This is a genomic window from Acinetobacter sp. AG1 (assembly GCF_001005525.1).
Classification (GTDB): domain Bacteria; phylum Pseudomonadota; class Gammaproteobacteria; order Pseudomonadales; family Moraxellaceae; genus Acinetobacter; species Acinetobacter modestus.
Genome location: NZ_LBMZ01000119.1, coordinates 58,998 through 77,749, shown reverse-complemented (window position 1 = coordinate 77,749; position 18,752 = coordinate 58,998). Strand labels below are relative to the sequence as shown.

The window sequence follows — 18,752 nt, the reverse complement described above, 5'->3', positions numbered from 1 at the left end:
TTTATCACTATTTGAAATTAAATCGAAGGATCAAGAACCTTAAAACATATAAATCTCGAATTTATAAAATAAAAAAGCCTGCATAAGCAGGCTTTTAGAAGTCAGTCTAATCTATTAAAGACGAACTAACTCCACGATTTTTTCAGCTGCTTCCTCAACCGTTTCAGCATTAATATCGGTATCTGTACCATCAACAGTTGTTGTAATAACCACTACACCTGTTTCACGTAATAAAGCAGTTTGCTCAGTCGTTAAACCAACTTTTGCAATCGCAACCACACCTTGCTGAATCAATAAGCTTTCTAAAGCTTGTGCATTCTCGATTAACTGTGCAGAAACACCAATCACAGCAGGTTTCTGACCTAAGCGAGCAGCACGATCTTCTGCTGTCACAGGATTGCTATGCGCAGTCCATTCTACTGCTGCTTCAATCATCCCCGCACCAACGGTAACGTTGCTTAAGCGGTCAATAAAGATCAATGAACCTGTATAACGGCTGTCTTGATATTGGTCAAATAACACTGGAGCATCAAACTCAATTACAAGATCTGCAATTGCATTTAACTCAAGCTCTTCAACTTGAGTATGTTCAAGTGTATTTACATTGACACGATAATTAATTGCACTGACTTTTGCAGGAACAGTTTGCGTACCAATTTTAAGGTTATACAGCTTACCTTTCACTAATGGATGTTCATTCATCCATACGACAGATGCACGAACACTACGCGAAATAAGCGGTTGTTCACCTGCACGAACTAAAACATTACCACGTGAAATATCAATTTCATCATTTAACGTTAAAGTAACCGCTTGACCTGCAATTGCTTGTTCAAGATTCCCGTCAAAAGTGACAATTTCTTTAACCGTTGATTTTTTACCTGAAGGTAAAGCAACGATTTCATCGCCAACGTTAATTTCACCAAGTGCAATCGTACCTGCAAAACCACGGAAATCAAGATTTGGACGATTCACATACTGAACAGGGAAACGAAATTCTTTTTTGTTCGAATCACGCTTGATTTCCACTGACTCAAGAATGCTCATCAAGGTTTGACCCTTGTACCAAGGCGTACTTGCAGATTGATTAACAACGTTATCGCCATTTAGTGCCGAGATCGGTACAAACAAAATATTCTCTGGACGGCGCTCACCAAGCTGGCTTAAGAATGCATCATATTCAACTTGAATTTCGTTGAAACGAGATTCAGAGAACTCAACCAAGTCCATTTTATTGATCGCAACAACGATATTTTTAATACCAAGTAAACTTGCAATAAAAGTATGACGGCGAGTTTGCGTTTGCACACCATAACGCGCATCAATCAAAATAATTGCAAGATCAGCCGTTGAAGCACCTGTTGCCATGTTACGCGTATATTGCTCATGTCCTGGCGTATCAGCAATGATGAACTTACGTTTTTCTGTAGAGAAATAACGATAGGCTACATCAATCGTAATCCCCTGTTCACGTTCAGCTTGTAAACCATCAACTAGTAAGGCGAGGTCAGGAGCATCTCCTGTTGTACCTACTTTTTTACTATCACGCGTTACTGCTTGCAATTGATCTTCATAGATCAACTTTGAATCATAAAGTAACCGACCAATTAGCGTTGACTTACCATCATCGACGTTACCGCAAGTCAAGAAGCGCAAAAGGTCTTTATTTTCGTGCTGTTTTAAATATGCCAAAATATCTTGGCTAATAAGATCTGATTGATGAGACATTGCTCAAAACTCCACAAAATTTGAAATCGAATTTTGTAATTTCCCTAAATCCCTCTTTTAAAAGAGGGATTTGCTCAAGGAAATTAGAAATAACCTTCCTGCTTTTTCTTTTCCATTGAGCCAGCTTCATCATGGTCAATCATACGACCCTGACGCTCTGAGCTAGTAGCCAAAAGCATTTCTTGGATAATTTCAGGCAATGTATCCGCCTCAGACTCAACTGCACCAGTTAATGGGTAACAACCAAGTGTACGGAAACGTACCGATTTCATTTGAGGAACTTCACCTTCCTTTAAACGCATACGCTCATCATCAACCATGATTAACGTACCGCTACGCTCTACAACTGGGCGTACAGCCGAGAAATAAAGAGGAACAAGTTGAATATTTTCTAAGTAAATATATTGCCAAATATCTAACTCAGTCCAGTTAGACAGAGGGAAAACACGAATACTTTCACCTTTGTTGACTTTACCGTTGTAAAGATTCCAAAGTTCTGGACGTTGGTTTTTTGGATCCCAGCGATGCTTCGTATCACGGAATGAATAAACACGTTCTTTCGCACGTGATTTTTCTTCATCACGACGTGCACCACCAAACGCAGCATCAAACTGATATTTATCTAATGCTTGTTTTAAACCCTGAGTTTTCATGATGTCGGTATATTTTGAACTACCATGATCAAACGGGTTAATGCCTGCATCACGACCTTCTTTGTTCTGATGTACGATCAAATCAAAGCCATGGGTTTTTGCCATGTTGTCACGGAATGTGATCATGTCTTTAAACTTCCAACCTGTATCTACATGCAGGAGTGGAAAAGGAAGCTTAGCAGGATAAAATGCCTTCAAAGCAAGATGTAGCATGACTGCCGAATCTTTACCAATTGAATAAAGCATCACTGGATTTTCAAATTCAGCTGCAACTTCACGAATAATATGAATACTTTCTGCCTCAAGTTGCTTGAGGTGAGTTAATCTATTTTCAGTCATGTACATATCCCCCCTTATCAATGTTACCCATAAAATCTATAAGTGGTATTAAACCACCACTTGGAAGACTGTGTGGAGGAACGAGTATCATAACAACTCCAATTTTTCGTGATATCGATATTCTTACTAGTGGACAAATGAGCAATCTAGTAAAGTTTATCCATTATAATAATTTAGAACGGCTTCTTTAGCTTGTTTTTTCATATCAATATGCAAAATTGTGATATGCATAGCTCGAAAAGAGAAGAAGAACTGTTAAAAATAACATGAAATTAAATTAAACAAAAAAGAAGCCGAATTCGGCTTCTTATCTATTTATTTAATATTAGAAACGGAACATATTTTTTTCTAATGGAATCTCAACGCCAACAGAAATACCACCATCATTACCATTGAGATCCGAGTCACTCACCCAACCATTAATTTTTAATGGAATCGTTGGCTTTAAATAATGTGTCCATGTTAAATCTAAACCTTTTAAGGTGTCTTGTTTTGGGAAAGCCTCATTAATTAACAAGTTAGATTCATTCACTTTTGCATAAAGTACACGTCCACTTAGACGATTCATCACATCAAAACGAATATCACCACCAACAGAATAGGTTTGCCCATCACCACCAATTGCATGTCCTAATGGGAAACCGTGCTGGTAATAGCCGTCTTTATAAATAGTATGGGCATAAGAAATACGTCTTACTTCGCCATTGGTACGCGTGTCAGCCCATTCTGCATATAATTGATATGGCATATCTTTATAAATTGAAGAAAAATCTGCACCACCAAGGTACATATATTTTGCAGGTAATCCACCAGCTTCATCTTCACCAATAAACTGACCATACAAACTGACTGGAACGTTCAATAAAGATTGTAAAAATAACCGACCATCAAATCCTGCAATCTGATTAGAAGGATCTTCTTTACCAGTACCGCCATTGTCTTTTGTTCCTGTAATGGCATCCCAAAGTGAACTTAAAGTTTCAGGTCGACCATCTCCTCCCCATTGAATGGCACGTGAAGCACCAATTTCTAATGCTGGAAATGGACGAGCTGTTAAACGTAAACCAATTAATTTAGCATCAGGTACAGCTTTGTAATCATCTAACTGGCCTGCAAAAGCCTGATATTGCCAAGGTCCAATCCATGATAACCATTTTGATTCAAATGCATTTTGATTTACTCTTTGAACAGTCACCCCATAAACAGGACGACTAGCATCACCACGAATCAAACTTCCATCATGTCCAGGCCCCCAATAAGTAGGGATTTGACCAGCAATTAACCATTGATTCCAAAGCTTTCCTGCAATATATGAACCTTCAACATTGGCATCATGACCATTATCAATTAAAGGATATTTCTCTCCATTAACACGTAGTTTTGCATCCCAGCTTTCCCCACCCGTGTTAAATTCAACGGCTGCTTGATATTGTGATTTTTGATTCTCGCCAAATGTTTGAGGAATAGTTTTTAAATCAGTAGCCGCATGCAAACCAACTTTTACGGTTTCATTATCGGCTTGAAGTGCATTCTTTACAGAATTGATGACTTTTTGCTGTGTATTATTTGCCACTTTTGCTTGCGACAAAGCTCGTTGAATTTCATCACCACTCAACGGCCAAGTTGAAGTACTGATTTGGATAACACCTTGCTGATTTAACCAATTTAAGTCAGTGCGTAAGTTTACATCATTCAATACAAGCCCTTGTGCAAAAGTAGTAGCTGAAATAGCCGAAAATAATGCGATATAAAGCGATTTTTTTACAAACATACCCTAACTGTTCTCAAATTTATTCATTAGCACATCATCGTTTTTTTATGCTTTTTTTTCAATCATCAAACCAAACAATTACACTTATTAACATATAATAAGAAATTGACAATAAAAGAGATGGCTGAGTACCATCTAGACTTTCTATAGCAACTTTGAAACTAGATAATGAGAAAGTTTATTCTAAGCCTTATAATCGGCACATTGATTTCCATGCCTACTTTTGCTCAACAGGCATCAAAAGAGTCGGTAAAAGAGCTATTAAAAGTCACTAAATCTGAACAGTTAATCGCTCAATCAAGCCAATATGTCCACCAAATTATGGCTTCAAGTATTGAACAAGCCACTCAAGGACAAGAACTCAATGCTAAACAAAAGAAAGCCATTGAGAATTTTAATCAAGATATTGCAAACATTGTAAAACAGGATTTTACTTGGGCTAAATTAGAGCCTGAAATGATTCAACTCTATGTTGAAGAATTTACCCAAGAAGAAATCAACGGCATGCTTGAATTTTATAAAACACCTGTTGGTCAATCGACAATTAATAAATTACCTATTGTAATGCAAAAAAGTCTGAAAATTGGTCAGCAACAAATGGGTGAGTTAACACCTAAAATTATGCAAGCCGCTCAAAAACTCGCAAAAGAACTGCAAACAAAATAACAAATAAATTACCGTTAAAAAAATAGCCACAAATTAGATGTGGCTATTTTTATTCAGCTTAAAATTAATCTTTACGGCGCATATGCGGGAATAACAATACATCACGAATACTTGGCGCATTAGCAAATAGCATAACCAAACGATCAATACCAATCCCTTGACCTGCTGTAGGTGGCAAACCATATTCTAATGCTTCAATGAAGTCTGCATCATAATGCATAGCTTCATCATCACCAGCATCTTTTTCTTGAACCTGTGCTTGGAAACGTTCCGCTTGATCGATCGGATCATTTAACTCAGAAAAACCATTGGCTAACTCACGACCACCAATAAAGAACTCAAAACGATCTGTAATATGTGGATTATCATCATTACGACGAGCGAGTGGTGAGGTTTCAGCAGGATATTCAGTAATGAATGTTGGTTGGCGTAATTTTGTTTCTACAGTTTCTTCAAACACGATTGTTTGTAATTTACCTAAACCAAAACCAGGCTTCACTTTTTCTTTCAACACATCTTGAGTAAATTTAGCCAAGAACTCACGATCATTTACATTTTCAGGCGTAAAGTCTGGATTGTGCTCAAGAATAGCGTCAAACATTGATATTTTTTTGAATGGACCTTTGAAGCTATACACTTCATCACCATAAGGCACATCGGTAGAACCTAAAATATCAATTGCGAGTTTTTCAAGCATATTCTCAGTTAATGCCATCAAGTCTTTATAATCAGCGTAGGCTTGATAGAACTCAATCATTGTAAATTCAGGGTTATGGCGTGTTGATACCCCTTCATTACGGAAGTTACGGTTGATTTCAAACACACGCTCAAAACCACCTACCACAAGGCGTTTTAAATACAACTCTGGCGCAATACGCAAATAGAGTTCCATATCCAATGCATTATGATGTGTTACAAATGGTTTTGCAGATGCACCACCCGGGATCACATGCATCATTGGTGTCTCAACTTCCATGAAACGCTCATTAGTTAAGAACGCACGAATACCTGCAACCACTTTGGCACGAATTTCAAAAGTCTTACGTGTTTCTTCGTTGACGATCAAATCTAAATAACGTTTGCGATATTTCGCTTCTGTGTCCGTTAAACCATGGAATTTATCTGGAAGCGGGCGAAGTGATTTGGTTAATAGTTCAAATCCTTCGAGGTGTACATATAGGTCACCTTTGCCTGAACGTCCGATATAACCTTCAGCGGCAATAATATCGCCAAGATCTAGGCTTTTAATCGTTTCTAAAACGTCTGCTGACAAACCTTTACGATCTACATAAAGTTGGATACGACCTGTCATATCTTGGATCACAATAAATGACCCACGGTTCAACATGACACGACCCGCGACTTTTACATAAACTTTTTCAGCACCTTCGATTTGTGCTTTATCTTGATCTTTAAATTGTTCTTGTAAGTCACCTGTATAGTGCTCACGTTTAAAGGTATTCGGCCAAGGACTCTTACCGCTTTGTTTGGCAGTCTCTTGGATTTGCTTTAACTTGGCATGACGCTGTGCGATTAAATCGTTTTCGGAAAGTGTTTGTTCAGAAGTCGATTGAGCGTTTTGTTGCGTCATCTCTGCCTCGATTTAAGTAAAATTGAAGTGGCATAGAATAGCAGATCAAAGCCCATTTTCGCACCATTTCAGTCACACAATCGTGAAAAAAGCAAAGATTTATCAATTTCAAAGCGAAAATAATACTTTTATCTTGCAATAAATATGTACTTAAAATGATTTCTATTGCTCAGCTAATTGTTTAACTATCGCCAATCCTCGTTCAAAACCTTGATTCATCATTTCAATGTATTCGGGTTGAATATCCACCTCAACATGTACTTGGGTGCAGTCATCTAAATCGAACAACATATACTTTTCTAATGCACCTGCCCATGTTTTAACTTCATCACTTTCTGTATCCTCATGTCCATTTTGAATCATTCCAATATGCTTAAATATAATGACATTCGGCTCATCCAAACGCTCAATAATTGAAATCATGCCATCCCCTTTGGCATCATAGAAATAGGTTTTACCGCCTACTTTCCAATCGGATTGCATCGTTGAACTACAAGAAAAGAACTGTGTCCAAGCTTGGTAACTTTCTTTTTGCCATAATATTTCCCACACTTTTTGCTTCGAAGCCTTAATTTCAATATCGTAAGATAAAGTCTGCATTTTTGTTTTCTCCATAATTTTGGTGTTATTTTTGATCTTTTAATTTTAAATGGTTATTTTTCACCCATCTTATATTTATACTTTTACTGTTTTTAAAATGCTATAGGGATATACAGATCTATAAAAAATTAGAGTAATTGCTCAAATAACAAGACTTTCAGAACAAATTGCCATTCCACTTTTTACATAAATGATTAAACTCTTGCATTTACTTTACTTAAATGGCGTTCTGCGTAAAAATCTAACTCCTGATCAACACAAGTTTGTTGTATTACAGCGATCGTAGCGACATTATGGAATAGTTTTACTGAAAGGCAATTTGAGCATACCTATCAGTTTGGAGAGTCACATGAAAAAATATCAATGTATCGTTTGTGGGTGGATTTACGACGAAGCAGATGGTTGGCCACAAGACGGCATTGCAGCAGGTACTAAATGGGAAGATATCCCTGATGATTGGACTTGCCCAGATTGCGGCGTTTCAAAAGCTGATTTTGAAATGATTGAAATCTAAATAGATCTAAAAGACCGTGATCATGATCATGGTCTTTTTTTTCCTATCGTTTGTTTTTATTGAAAGAAATACTGGAGAATATAATGCATCCTATCGTCATCATCGGATCGGGCATGGCAGGCTATACTGTTGCACGTGAGTTTCGCAAACTAAGCCCAGAACAAGAACTCGTTATGATCTGCGCAGATGATGCGGTAAATTATGCAAAACCAACATTGTCTAATGCATTTGCAGGTAATAAAGCACCTGAACAAATTGCCCTAGGTGATGCAGCTAAAATGGCAACGCAACTGAATATGCGTATTGAAGCTGAAACCTTGGTGAAAGAAATTAATGCTGAACAACATGAAATCACTTTAGAAAAAAATGGTGAAATTTTCACTCAACCTTATTCAAAACTGGTCCTTGCAGTGGGTGCAAACCCAATTCGTTTAGCAATTGCTGGTGATGGTAGTGATGATATTCATGTCGTGAATTCCTTGATCGACTACCGTACATTCCGTGAAAATTTAGCAAAGCGTAAAGATAAACGCGTTGTGATTCTAGGTGCTGGGTTAATTGGTTGTGAATTTGCCAATGATTTATTACATAGCAACTACGATGTCACAGTAATTGATCTTGCACCACAACCACTTGGTCGCTTGCTACCAAATCACGTTGCTGAAGCATTTAAAATAAACTTAGAACAAGCGGGTATTAAATTCGCATTGTCGACCACTGTTGAAAAAGTAACAAAAATCAATGATGGTGAAGATTACGAAGTGACTTTGGCAACAGGTCAGACTTTAATCGCAGATATCGTTCTTTCAGCGATTGGTTTACAGCCAAATATATCTTTAGCAAAAGCTGCAGATATTCAAACAAGTCGCGGTATTATTACCAATACCTTACTTGAGACTAATCAAGCAGATATTTACGCTGTTGGAGACTGTGCAGAAGTGAATGGAACATTACTGCCATATGTCATGCCAATCATGCAACAAGCACGTGCATTAGCAAAAACACTAAGCGGTCAAATTACTGCTGTACACTACCCTGCAATGCCTGTTGCGGTAAAAACACCTGCTGCACCGTTGACTGTATTACCTGCACCAATTGGTGTAGATGTGAATTGGGAAACTGAAGAGTTTGAAGATGGTATGCTTGCTAGAGCAGCAGATGGTGAAGGTACATTGAGAGGTTTTGTACTTTTAGGTGCGACTGCAAGCAAACAACGTTTAACTTTAACCAAACTTGTTCCAGACTTGATTCCAGCACAAGTTTAAGGTTTAAATTAGAGTCTGTTGAGAAAGGAATTTCTAGCAGACTCTAATTCTATAAAAAGAATTCAATTCGGAATGAATGCCATGAACAGTGCTTTACAATTTAATGTGTCACCTTATGCTCCATTTATGCAAGAAACCAAAGTCACTTTAGGTAATGGTATTGAACTGCATGTTGAAATGGGCGGCAATCCAGAACACCCAACAATTCTTTTGATTATGGGTTTAGGTGCTCAAATGCTGTTTTGGCCTGATTTCTTTTGTAAATCATTGATTGATCAAGGCTTTCGCGTTATCCGTTTCGATAATCGTGATATTGGTTTATCTTCAAAAATTCGTGAAAAAAGAAAACGCCTCAATACAATGAAACTCATGAGTCGCTTCATCGTCGGGCTTGGCAATGAAGGTGCACCTTACACTTTATATGATATGGCTGATGATGTTTCGATGTTAATCGACCAATTGGGGCTTGAAAAAACATATCTGATAGGCGCTTCAATGGGTGGCATGATTTCCCAAATCGTGGCAGCGAAATATCCAGAAAAAGTTGAGAAAGTAGGATTATTATTTACCAGTAACAATCAACCCTTCCTACCACCACCGTTTCCAAAACAACTTTTCAGTTTATTAGGTAAACCTGAAGCACATGACGAAGATGCGATTGTGAATCATAGTTTGAAAGTATTTCATATTATTGGATCACCAGGTTATGTGAATCAAGTTGAAGCAATTCAAACCATTCGTAAACTATATCGCCGTAGTTTTTACCCAGCGGGTGTACTTCAACAGTTTTTAGCAATATTATGTACAGGTTCTTTGTTACCATTGAACAAAAATATTACTCAACCGACTTTGGTTGTACATGGTTCAAAAGATCGCTTATTACCACCAAGTCACGGGAAAGCTGTTGCAAAGGCGATTTCTGGTGCTAAATTTGAATTAATTCAAGGAATGGGGCATGATATTCCTGCTCACTTCATTCCACAACTTAGCGGTTTGTTTGCTCATCACTTTAGATCATCACACTAGGACTCTATGGCTGCATTACCCTCATTAAGACAGCTATCGTATTTAGTTACGTTGTCAGAAACCTTACATTTTACTGAAGCTGCGCGCCGGTCATTTGTCACTCAGTCTACTTTGTCGGGTGGTATCATGGAACTAGAGCGCCTCTTAGGTGGCGTCCTAGTTGAGCGTGATCGTCAAAACGTTCGTTTAACCCCTTTAGGCGAACAAGTCGTTGCACGTGCACGAGTATTACTTGCCGATGCACAAGATTTAATGCGCCTAAGTAGAGAAATGAGTGAACCATTAACAGGTGATTTACATCTCGGTATTATTCCTACCATTGCACCATTTATTTTGACTCAACTACTTGATGAAGTGCATCGACAACTGCCGAAGATTCAGCTTCATCTACACGAAGCTCAAAGTGAGAAAATCGTAGAAAAGCTAGAACATGGCAATTTAGATATGATTGTTCTAGCACTTCCATTTGATACTCGTGGATTAAAAGTTGCAGAAATTGCAAAAGAAAATTTATTCGTTGTTTATAATAAAGATGACAATAATACAGCAAATGCAAACTCGTTGGATGACTTAGATTTATCTCGTCTGATGCTACTCGAAGAAGGTCATTGTTTACGAGATCACACCTTAAGCGCCTGTCCTGTGGGTGAGCGCAAAAATGATCATCGTTTAAAGGCAAGCTCACTTCCAACTTTAGTGGAAATGGTGTCGTCAGATCTTGGCTTTACTCTGCTACCTGAAATTGCCTTGAAAAACAGCATGATTCATTTCAATGAAGAAATTGCCGTAAAATCAATTGAAGACGCCCCGAGTCGCACATTGGCTTTAGTGACTCGTAAAAGTACCCCTCTACAAAGTGAATTTGATGTGATCTTTCAAATTCTGCAAAAAATCACTGCACATTTAGAATAATCGAAAGCCTGTAATGAAACTCATCATTACAGGCTTTTAAACGAATAAAAATAACATCACTATTTAATGTCTAGTAAATTGACTTGTTCAACTTCCACATCACTCATACGCTGCCCTAGATCAAGCAATTGATTAAAATATGCCTCTACAACTTTTGCCTGATCAGCAGTATTTTCCACTTTATACATATTTTGGCGGAATTCATTACTCGAACGTAAACCTTTGGTATACCAAGCAATATGCTTGCGCGCAATACGACAGCCAGAATATTCGCCATAGAATTGATATAATTCTGATAAATGCCCTAATAGCACAGCTTTGACTTCAGCAATATCAGGCGCTGCCAAGTGTTTACCTGTTTTTAAGTAATGTTCTATTTCTCGAAATATCCATGGTCGACCTTGTGCAGCACGTCCGATCATAATCGCGTCTGCGCCAGTATAGTCTAGTACATATTTAGCTTTCTCAGGACTATCAATGTCACCATTGGCAATCAATGGAATATCAATCAGTTCTTTTACCTGCTTAATCAGCTCATAACGTGCTGTGTTCAAATACATATCTTCACGCGTACGACCATGTAAGGCTAAAGCTGCAATTCCTGATTCTTCAGCACGCTTTGCCACACGCAAAATATTTTCATGACCATTTAAAAATCCCAATCGGGTTTTTAAAGTCACTGGCACATCCACTGCCGCAACCACCGCATCCAGAATTCGAGCTACTAAATCTTCATCTTGTAATAATGCTGAACCTGCCAACTTGTTACAAACCTTTTTGGCTGGACAACCCATATTGATATCAACGATTTGTGCGCCGTTAGCGACTTGGTAACGAGCAGCTTCCGCGAGTTGCTCTGGGTCAGAACCCGCGATTTGTGCTGAAATTGGCGCAAGCTCGCCATCAAAATTTGCCCGATATAAACTTTTCTTACTCATACGTAAGGTTTTATCAGCCGTCATCATTTCACTTACGGCATGACCTGCACCAAAATATTTACATAGTGTCCGAAAGGGTCTATCTGTTACGCCTGCCATAGGCGCAACAATCAAATTATTTGACAGTTGATATGAACCAATATACATATATATTCTTACAAATTCTGAGCAACATAGTATACTTCATTCGCCCATTTGACTCATCTTTTTATGTGGTGTTGTTCTGATTATGAATAAATCATTCCCTACTCGTCCTTTATTAAAAATTATGGGCATCCTCACTGCATGTCTTAGCTTAACAGCTTGTGGAGATAAAGCATGGTGGTCTAATGGTAAAGAACCAGAAATGGAAGCAGAACAAATTAAGAAAGTGCTTCCCCCTCGTGTAAATGATCGTCAGTCATGGGCGCAAGATATTTTTGATATCATGCAACAACTCAGTATTCCTAAATCCAAGGAAAATGTGTGCAGTATTGTTGCTGTTGTAGATCAGGAATCTAACTTTGTTGCTGATCCAGCCGTGCCAGGGCTTGGAGAAAAAGCAGTACAAGAAATTAATACTCGACTCAAAGAAAAATTTGAAGCAAAGTTGGGTGAAACCATCGGTGGAACAGTCGCAGGCTATTTTGAGGACGTACTCAAAAATCAACCTTCTCCAGAAAATAATTACATGAGTCAAATGCGTAAAGTTAAAACGGAGCGTGAGCTGGATTTACTCTACCGTGAAATTTTCGACTACATGTCAAAACATTATCATGTGAGTGCATTAACCGGTGCAGCTAAACTCGTTGGGCAAGATATCGGGGAAAAAATGAATCCAATTACGACATTGGGTTCAATGCAAGTCCATATTAATTACGCCAAAGAACATAAACGCCAAAGTGGTAGTATTGCAGAATTGCGTAATGATCTATATACCCAATATGGGGGTTTATACTATGGTATTCATCGATTAATGGAATATCCTGCTGATTATGACAAAGCAATCTATCGCTTTGCAGACTACAATTCTGGTGTTTACTCAAGTCGAAATGCAGCGTTTCAAAGCATGTTAAATGCACTTACCAAGACTGAAATCAGTCTCGATGGTGATCTATTACTTTACAATAAAGATGGCGATGTGAAATCAACCCAAAGCCAAAGTGAAAAAGAGCTCATCGCTGTTTTTGCTCAAAATAATATTTTAGTGACACCACGCCAAATTCGTGATGATTTGAAAAAAGAGAAAGAGAAAAAATTTGAAGATACTCAAACTTATTTAGCTGTACAAAAGCTATATCAAAACAAAACCAAAAAAGAACCAATTTATGCAACCATGCCACAAGTCGTTATTTCAGGACCAAAACTGAGTCGTGATTACAATACAAACTGGTTTGCAAGCCGTGTAAATGGACGATATGAGACATGCATGCAAAGAGCCAAACGCATAAAACTATAAATCTTGCTTTATTTGACTTTGATGGCACGCTCTATCCTAAAGATAGTTTTACGGGGTTTATTTTCTTTACCCTATCCAAGCGTCACATTGTAAAAAAAGGCTTAACGATACTCCCTTGGATTCAAGCCTATTATTTACGCTTATATCCTGCACATGCGATGAGACCTCGATTATTTCAAACGATGTTTGAAGGTATCTCAGCCACATTTGTAGAAAATTTGGTTGATGAATATGCACAAAAATTGATAAAACAATTAGATCCAGCTTTACTGAAGCAGCTTTATCTCCATCAACAGCGTGGTGATCATATTGTTCTTGTTTCTGCATCAGTCGATTTATATTTAGCACCAATCTGTGAATTGCTTAATATTGAGTTGATTTGCACCCAAACAGAAATTAAGAATGGTACTTTAACGGGTCGTTATCGCTCTGAAGATTGTAGCCGTGAACAGAAAAAATTACGGATTTTGCAACAATACAATTTAGAGGACTATCAATATATCTATGCTTATGGAAATAGCGAAGAAGATCTGGATATGTTGTCATTGGCTGACCACCCGTACATGATGGGAGAAAATAAATCACTTCCAGAATTAAAATTTGATGCACTAAGAGTTAGTCCCAATATAGAACGAACGTAAAAAAGCTCGCCTAAGCGAGCTATTTTTATGTTTGTATTTAGTAAATTGCCATGTGGTCTCGATGAATCATTTCTAAAGAACGTGCCTCACCTAAAACTTGGTAGACTTTCTCAGAAGGTAAACCCTTCACCATTTCTGCTGAACGAGAACTAAAATTCACACGACCAACAGCAATACGAGCACCATTCTTATCAACACATTCAACCACATCACCGCGATCAAAATGACCTTCAATGGCTTTCACACCAACAGGCAATAAACTACGATGCTTCAGTTTAATCGCTTCAACAGCGCCATCATCTATCACTAAACGACCTGCTGTTTGCAAATGAGCTGCAAGCCATTGTTGATGAGCGGTCACACGGTCATTATCAGTTGTAAATAATGTTCCAAGCATCTCACCCGCCATTAAACGAGCCAACACATGGTCACTTTCACCACTAGCAATTAAAGTAGGACAACCAGACTTCGCTGCAAGACGTGCTGCACGAACTTTAGTCACCATACCACCGCGACCTAAAACACCACCACCACCCGCCATTTCAAATAAAGTATCGTCTAATGCACGAACTGAAGAAAATAACTTGGCATTTGGATTACTACGCGGATCAGAATCGAACATACCTTGCTGATCAGTCAAAATAATCAACAGCTCAGCCTGAACCTGCCCTGCTACCATTGCGGCTAGAGTATCGTTATCACCAAAACGAATCTCATCAGTAGATACTGTATCATTTTCATTAATAACAGGAATCACACGCCAATCAATCAAGTTTTGCAAAGCATCACAAGAGTTGAGGTAACGACGACGATCAGCAAGATCATCATGCGTGAGTAAGACTTGTGCTGTTTGAATCCCATGTTGATCTAATACGCTTGACCACGTATGGATTAAACCCATTTGGCCAATAGCAGCACAAGCTTGCAAACTGGGTAAATCAGTGGGTCGACTCGCAAGTTTCATGCGTACCATCCCTTCTGCAACTGCACCTGAAGACACTAAAATAATTTCGTGCCCAGCATTGTGTAGATCTGCAATTTGTTTCGCCCAATGCGAAATTGCATTTAAATCTAAACCTTGCCCATTTGCAGTGAGTAAAGATGATCCGATTTTAACAACGATTCGTTTACACGCATTGAGCTGACGTTGCCCATCGACCACTTCTATCATTTTTTCCTCGGTTCACTAATCACGAACGTAAATGCTTTCTACGCCGCCTTCATCCTCATCGTCATCAAAATCATCTTCATCGTCTTCTAAGCCAGCTTCACGCTGAGCCTTACGCATAGCACGATAAGCTTCTTTTGCTGCGATGGTTTGTTCACGTGTCTCAGCTTCAAGCTGCTCACGGAATGCTTTCATTTCTGCTGCATATTCAGGATCTTCAACTTCACGCTCACGCTGTTGCTCGATCTGATCCATCAAATAATAAACAACATCTTTCGTCCCTTCCGACATCAAACCAGAAGTTTTAAATACAGGACCTTCCCATTGCAATTCATCAAGAATATGTTGACACCACTCTTCTCTTGATTCTTCAGGAAGTTGATCAAGTTTGTTCAAGACAAGAACCACAGGGAGCTTTGCCAAAGTTGGCGAGAATTTTACTAACTCACCCAAAATTGCTTTGGCGTTATGCGCTGGATCTGAACCATCAATCGGTTGAACATCAACAATATGTAATAGGATACGAGTACGTGCCAAATGCTTAAGGAAGCGAATCCCAAGACCTGCACCTTCTGCTGCACCTTCAATCAGACCTGGAATATCGGCCATGACGAATGAACGATGACGGTCTGCATCAACCACACCAAGGTTAGGAATCATAGTGGTAAATGGATAATCCGCAACTTTGGGTTTTGCTGCACTGACTGCACGAATAAACGTTGATTTACCTGCATTTGGCATACCCAACAAGCCAACATCTGCAAGTACTTTCAACTCTAAACGTACTTCGCGGTATTCACCTTTGATACCATGAGTGCATTTACGTGGAGAACGATTCGTTGAAGATTTAAAGTGTGTGTTACCTAAACCACCATCACCGCCATTGGCTACTTTGACACGTTGACCATCGGCAACTAAGTCACCAATAATGTCACCAGATTCAATATCAACAATGGTTGTACCCACAGGTACTTTTAAAACAACGTCTTCACCACCGCGGCCTGAACAGTTTGCACCACGACCATTTTTACCACGTTCAGCACGGAATCGACGCGTATAACGATAATCTACGAGCGTACCTGTGTCATCATCGGCTTGGATATAAACACTTCCACCACGTCCCCCGTCTCCACCATCTGGGCCACCAAAAGGGACAAATTTTTCACGGCGAAAACTGGCTACGCCATTGCCACCGTCGCCAGCCTCTACGGTTATGACTGCTTCATCAACAAAGCGCATGTGCCAATCCTCTAAATTCTTAAAAGCGGACTATTTTGCCACATTTTAATAAATTTCTCGAATAGATTTACTCAGCTCTGCATGAATTTTATTAAACAACAAATGAATTCTGTGCAAATGTTGAAGAAATTCAGTATTTAGTAAATATTACACCTAGTAATATGAAATTTAGAATTTAACCAATTACTCAAGATATAATTCAAATATCTCAAAAATTAAGGATGCACATTCTTTAATGGCAAATCCATTTGCATATCTAAATTTGCTTTGGTCTGTTGAACCGAATTAAACATAAGTGCATTAAAAGATGAAATATTGCTCATATTAATCGCATCATTCATATAAAAATTCGTTTTAAACTCATGTTTAATCGGCAAATTTACTGATTCATCAAATGCAAAGTAAACAGGCCCATTAAATACTATTTTTACAGGAATGGTATAACTACGTTTAAGTTGAAATGGAATATCCAATTTCACAGGGACATCTAGTTTTAGAGGAAATTTTGGCAATAATTTGCTCTGATAAATTAAATCCGTCGTGGTCTGAACAGGCATCACTTCATCAACTTTTAACATCGTTTCATAATTGATGTTCACAGTAATCGGTGTTTCTACTTCAAAACTTAAGTCAGCCAAATATTTACCTTTTAAAGGCAACTGTAAATTTCGATCAATAGAAACAGCAGTTTTTAACATCCCTTCGGATCGGACACGTAAATGTTCACCGACTTGAATTTTAGTGGCAAGAGATGCTGGCAAACGAATATCAGTTTGCTGAGCAGAAACAATCAGCGATGCTTGGATATTAAGATAAAACCAAAACAAGATTGCAACCAAAATCGTGAGTATGACAAAGCTAATCAATAAACTCTTAATAGATTTCATCATCAGCATCATTCACCTTTAATAGGTTGCTGTGTATTAGGTACTACTACGTGCTGGTCTTCAATCCGATTTAAACGCATTGTTGATAAAGGAATCTTCAGCTCTCCCTTCGCGATTTTTACTGGCAACGTATTTTTCACATCTACCGAAGCATTAAGTTCCGATGTAATCGGGACATTTAATTTTCCTTGAATTGGAATATTAGCATTTAGCTGAGCTTTCAAAGGAATATTTAAGTTTTCTTTCAAAACAGTGCGAACAGGTGCATCGAATTTTAAATGTACTTTCCGTTGTAATGGTACTTGAATATCAATTGGAACATCTAAATTTAATGGAATTGAACCCTTTAAAGGTAAAGTGACATCCTGACCCAAAATCTTGACTTGAACCTTGGTATCAATCGGTAAACTTTGATTTACTTTAATGGTTTCTTTTACAGGAATTGTAGTACTAATTGGAACTAAGTTATCAAAATAAACTCGGGGGGTGAGTGTTTGAGTTAAAGGAACATTGAGTTGCTCATCAATTGGAATTTTTGCATCAACGCGCCCATTTACATCGACATTTAAAGCATCTTTAACCTTTACGCTTACTTGTAGGGGTTCCTGTAAATCAATTGCGACATCTTGATTTTTCAATGGAATATAAATATTAAAATGTTTAAATACCCACATGGCAATATATACACCACATAAGTTTGCGACAACAATAAGAGCAAAAACTGCAAATAAACGCTTCAACTGCAACAATGGCATATCCCTATCGAACTATTTTCCTATGCAGTTATTTTCATTCATTTATCTATCTTGTTCAGCCCTTATTTTGTACGATTAAGATTAATAAGGAATATTCGTGTTTTAAATATCCCCAAAGTCGGTATCTAGTTTTTTTGATCTGTCCAAGAGCAATATACAGATGTCATATTCCCCTCTTTGGTAATGTCTAGACTTGCATCTGCTTTAGTTTGCTTACGCTTAAATTGAATTTTACTAAAGCTCTGTTTCGCTTTTGCGGTTGAAAGATCGAAATATAAAGCTTGATTCACTTGTTTAGCTAGATTCCCATACGAGAACTCTATCTTAGTAACGGGTACACCCCGATATTCCACATTTTTCAATATAAAAACATTACTAACAAAGGCAGGTTCTTCTTCCAATTCATTCTTAACCACATAGGCTTGTAGTTTTTTCGAAATATCAGGAAATTTATATAAGTCATAATCAGAGCGAACTGCACAATCTTTTTCATAACGATCTTGTAAAACTGGCGTTAAATCAAAAGCTTGAGGATTTGCTTGTATATGCATGCTGATACTTGCAACTAAAATAGTGAATATATATTTTTTCATTATGAAGCACTTTTATTTATTAGAAGCA

Annotated in this window: 18 protein-coding genes; 7 read left to right on the top strand and 11 right to left on the bottom strand. The window is 38.0% G+C overall.

Features of this window, described 5'->3' with window-relative positions; genetic code table 11:
• Nucleotides 1-114: 114 nt before the first annotated feature.
• The 3 genes from cysN to AAV96_RS13520 all read right to left on the bottom strand — a co-directional run bounded on the left by cysN (nt 115) and on the right by AAV96_RS13520 (nt 4,491).
• A complete protein-coding gene (cysN, locus tag AAV96_RS13530) occupies nt 115-1,728 on the bottom strand; it encodes a sulfate adenylyltransferase subunit CysN (RefSeq protein WP_046739676.1) in 1,614 nt (537 codons plus the stop codon).
• 83 nt (nt 1,729-1,811) lie between these two features.
• Nucleotides 1,812-2,720, bottom strand: coding sequence for a sulfate adenylyltransferase subunit CysD (gene cysD, locus AAV96_RS13525; RefSeq protein WP_004663051.1), 909 nt, complete (start codon nt 2,718-2,720; stop codon nt 1,812-1,814).
• Between the two features lie 325 nt (nt 2,721-3,045).
• Nucleotides 3,046-4,491 carry a capsule assembly Wzi family protein gene (locus AAV96_RS13520; RefSeq protein ID WP_046739675.1) on the bottom strand — a complete coding sequence of 482 codons (1,446 nt, stop codon included), beginning with the start codon at nt 4,489-4,491 and terminating at the stop codon, nt 3,046-3,048.
• A gap of 168 nt (nt 4,492-4,659) precedes the next feature.
• Between AAV96_RS13520 and AAV96_RS13515 the strand changes: the two genes are divergently transcribed.
• The gene (locus AAV96_RS13515; RefSeq protein ID WP_046739674.1) at nt 4,660-5,157 is read left to right on the top strand and encodes a DUF2059 domain-containing protein; all 498 of its coding nucleotides are present in this window, start codon (nt 4,660-4,662) and stop codon (nt 5,155-5,157) included.
• A 64-nt stretch (nt 5,158-5,221) separates the two neighbouring features.
• On the opposite strand, the gene lysS is transcribed toward AAV96_RS13515, so the two are convergent.
• Complete coding sequence (lysS, locus tag AAV96_RS13510) at nt 5,222-6,748, bottom strand: lysine--tRNA ligase (RefSeq protein WP_046739673.1); 1,527 nt, start codon at nt 6,746-6,748, stop codon at nt 5,222-5,224.
• A 162-nt stretch (nt 6,749-6,910) separates the two neighbouring features.
• Nucleotides 6,911-7,348, bottom strand: coding sequence for an SRPBCC family protein (locus tag AAV96_RS13505; protein WP_005217300.1), 438 nt, complete (start codon nt 7,346-7,348; stop codon nt 6,911-6,913).
• Between the two features lie 349 nt (nt 7,349-7,697).
• Here AAV96_RS13505 and rubA point away from each other — a divergent pair, with 349 nt between their 5' ends.
• From rubA to oxyR, 4 genes are all read left to right on the top strand, one after another.
• Nucleotides 7,698-7,862, top strand: a complete 165-nt coding sequence (rubA, locus tag AAV96_RS13500; RefSeq protein ID WP_004663059.1) for a rubredoxin RubA — start codon at nt 7,698-7,700, stop codon at nt 7,860-7,862.
• An 83-nt stretch (nt 7,863-7,945) separates the two neighbouring features.
• Entirely contained in the window at nt 7,946-9,127 is a 1,182-nt protein-coding gene (gene rubB / locus AAV96_RS13495) for a rubredoxin reductase RubB (RefSeq protein ID WP_046739672.1), read from the top strand.
• A gap of 81 nt (nt 9,128-9,208) precedes the next feature.
• Nucleotides 9,209-10,153 (top strand): esterase EstB, encoded by a 945-nt coding sequence (gene estB, locus AAV96_RS13490; protein WP_046739706.1) that lies wholly within the window; start codon nt 9,209-9,211, stop codon nt 10,151-10,153.
• A gap of 6 nt (nt 10,154-10,159) precedes the next feature.
• Nucleotides 10,160-11,065, top strand: coding sequence for a LysR family transcriptional regulator OxyR (gene oxyR / locus AAV96_RS13485; RefSeq protein WP_004663062.1), 906 nt, complete (start codon nt 10,160-10,162; stop codon nt 11,063-11,065).
• Between the two features lie 59 nt (nt 11,066-11,124).
• On the opposite strand, the gene dusB is transcribed toward oxyR, so the two are convergent.
• On the bottom strand, nt 11,125-12,150 hold the full coding sequence (gene dusB / locus AAV96_RS13480) for a tRNA dihydrouridine synthase DusB (protein WP_046739671.1): 1,026 nt from the start codon (nt 12,148-12,150) through the stop codon (nt 11,125-11,127).
• An 82-nt stretch (nt 12,151-12,232) separates the two neighbouring features.
• On the opposite strand from dusB, the gene AAV96_RS13475 reads away from it, so the two are divergent.
• Entirely contained in the window at nt 12,233-13,441 is a 1,209-nt protein-coding gene (locus AAV96_RS13475) for a DUF1615 domain-containing protein (protein WP_004663064.1), read from the top strand.
• Nucleotides 13,408-14,082: an HAD-IB family hydrolase gene (locus tag AAV96_RS13470; RefSeq protein ID WP_046739670.1), complete on the top strand. Its 675-nt coding sequence runs from the start codon at nt 13,408-13,410 to the stop codon at nt 14,080-14,082. Before AAV96_RS13475 ends, AAV96_RS13470 begins: the two co-directional genes overlap by 34 nt.
• 37 nt (nt 14,083-14,119) lie before the next feature.
• Here AAV96_RS13470 and proB read toward each other — a convergent pair whose 3' ends face one another.
• The 5 genes from proB to AAV96_RS13445 form a co-directional block, all read right to left on the bottom strand.
• The gene (gene proB, locus AAV96_RS13465) at nt 14,120-15,253 is read right to left on the bottom strand and encodes a glutamate 5-kinase (protein ID WP_004663068.1); all 1,134 of its coding nucleotides are present in this window, start codon (nt 15,251-15,253) and stop codon (nt 14,120-14,122) included.
• Between the two features lie 15 nt (nt 15,254-15,268).
• The gene (gene cgtA / locus AAV96_RS13460; RefSeq protein ID WP_046739669.1) at nt 15,269-16,489 is read right to left on the bottom strand and encodes an Obg family GTPase CgtA; all 1,221 of its coding nucleotides are present in this window, start codon (nt 16,487-16,489) and stop codon (nt 15,269-15,271) included.
• Nucleotides 16,490-16,704: 215 nt separating this feature from the next.
• The gene (locus tag AAV96_RS13455; protein ID WP_046739668.1) at nt 16,705-17,385 is read right to left on the bottom strand and encodes a hypothetical protein; all 681 of its coding nucleotides are present in this window, start codon (nt 17,383-17,385) and stop codon (nt 16,705-16,707) included.
• On the bottom strand, nt 17,385-18,125 hold the full coding sequence (locus tag AAV96_RS13450) for a hypothetical protein (protein ID WP_046739705.1): 741 nt from the start codon (nt 18,123-18,125) through the stop codon (nt 17,385-17,387). Before AAV96_RS13450 ends, AAV96_RS13455 begins: the two co-directional genes overlap by 1 nt.
• 131 nt (nt 18,126-18,256) lie before the next feature.
• Nucleotides 18,257-18,724 carry a hypothetical protein gene (locus tag AAV96_RS13445; protein WP_046739667.1) on the bottom strand — a complete coding sequence of 156 codons (468 nt, stop codon included), beginning with the start codon at nt 18,722-18,724 and terminating at the stop codon, nt 18,257-18,259.
• Nucleotides 18,725-18,752: the final 28 nt, after the last annotated feature.

Coding starts and splice junctions, on each gene's coding strand:
- AAV96_RS13505 (WP_005217300.1), bottom strand. CDS start 7,348: ATGCAGACTTTATCTTACGATATTGAAATTAAGGCTTCGAAGCAAAAA.
- AAV96_RS13515 (WP_046739674.1), top strand. CDS start 4,660: ATGAGAAAGTTTATTCTAAGCCTTATAATCGGCACATTGATTTCCATG.
- lysS (WP_046739673.1), bottom strand. CDS start 6,748: ATGACGCAACAAAACGCTCAATCGACTTCTGAACAAACACTTTCCGAA.
- AAV96_RS13470 (WP_046739670.1), top strand. CDS start 13,408: ATGCATGCAAAGAGCCAAACGCATAAAACTATAAATCTTGCTTTATTT.
- cysN (WP_046739676.1), bottom strand. CDS start 1,728: ATGTCTCATCAATCAGATCTTATTAGCCAAGATATTTTGGCATATTTA.
- AAV96_RS13445 (WP_046739667.1), bottom strand. CDS start 18,724: ATGAAAAAATATATATTCACTATTTTAGTTGCAAGTATCAGCATGCAT.
- cgtA (WP_046739669.1), bottom strand. CDS start 16,489: ATGCGCTTTGTTGATGAAGCAGTCATAACCGTAGAGGCTGGCGACGGT.
- cysD (WP_004663051.1), bottom strand. CDS start 2,720: ATGACTGAAAATAGATTAACTCACCTCAAGCAACTTGAGGCAGAAAGT.
- rubA (WP_004663059.1), top strand. CDS start 7,698: ATGAAAAAATATCAATGTATCGTTTGTGGGTGGATTTACGACGAAGCA.
- rubB (WP_046739672.1), top strand. CDS start 7,946: ATGCATCCTATCGTCATCATCGGATCGGGCATGGCAGGCTATACTGTT.
- dusB (WP_046739671.1), bottom strand. CDS start 12,150: ATGTATATTGGTTCATATCAACTGTCAAATAATTTGATTGTTGCGCCT.
- proB (WP_004663068.1), bottom strand. CDS start 15,253: ATGATAGAAGTGGTCGATGGGCAACGTCAGCTCAATGCGTGTAAACGA.
- AAV96_RS13455 (WP_046739668.1), bottom strand. CDS start 17,385: ATGCTGATGATGAAATCTATTAAGAGTTTATTGATTAGCTTTGTCATA.
- estB (WP_046739706.1), top strand. CDS start 9,209: ATGAACAGTGCTTTACAATTTAATGTGTCACCTTATGCTCCATTTATG.
- AAV96_RS13520 (WP_046739675.1), bottom strand. CDS start 4,491: ATGTTTGTAAAAAAATCGCTTTATATCGCATTATTTTCGGCTATTTCA.
- oxyR (WP_004663062.1), top strand. CDS start 10,160: ATGGCTGCATTACCCTCATTAAGACAGCTATCGTATTTAGTTACGTTG.
- AAV96_RS13475 (WP_004663064.1), top strand. CDS start 12,233: ATGAATAAATCATTCCCTACTCGTCCTTTATTAAAAATTATGGGCATC.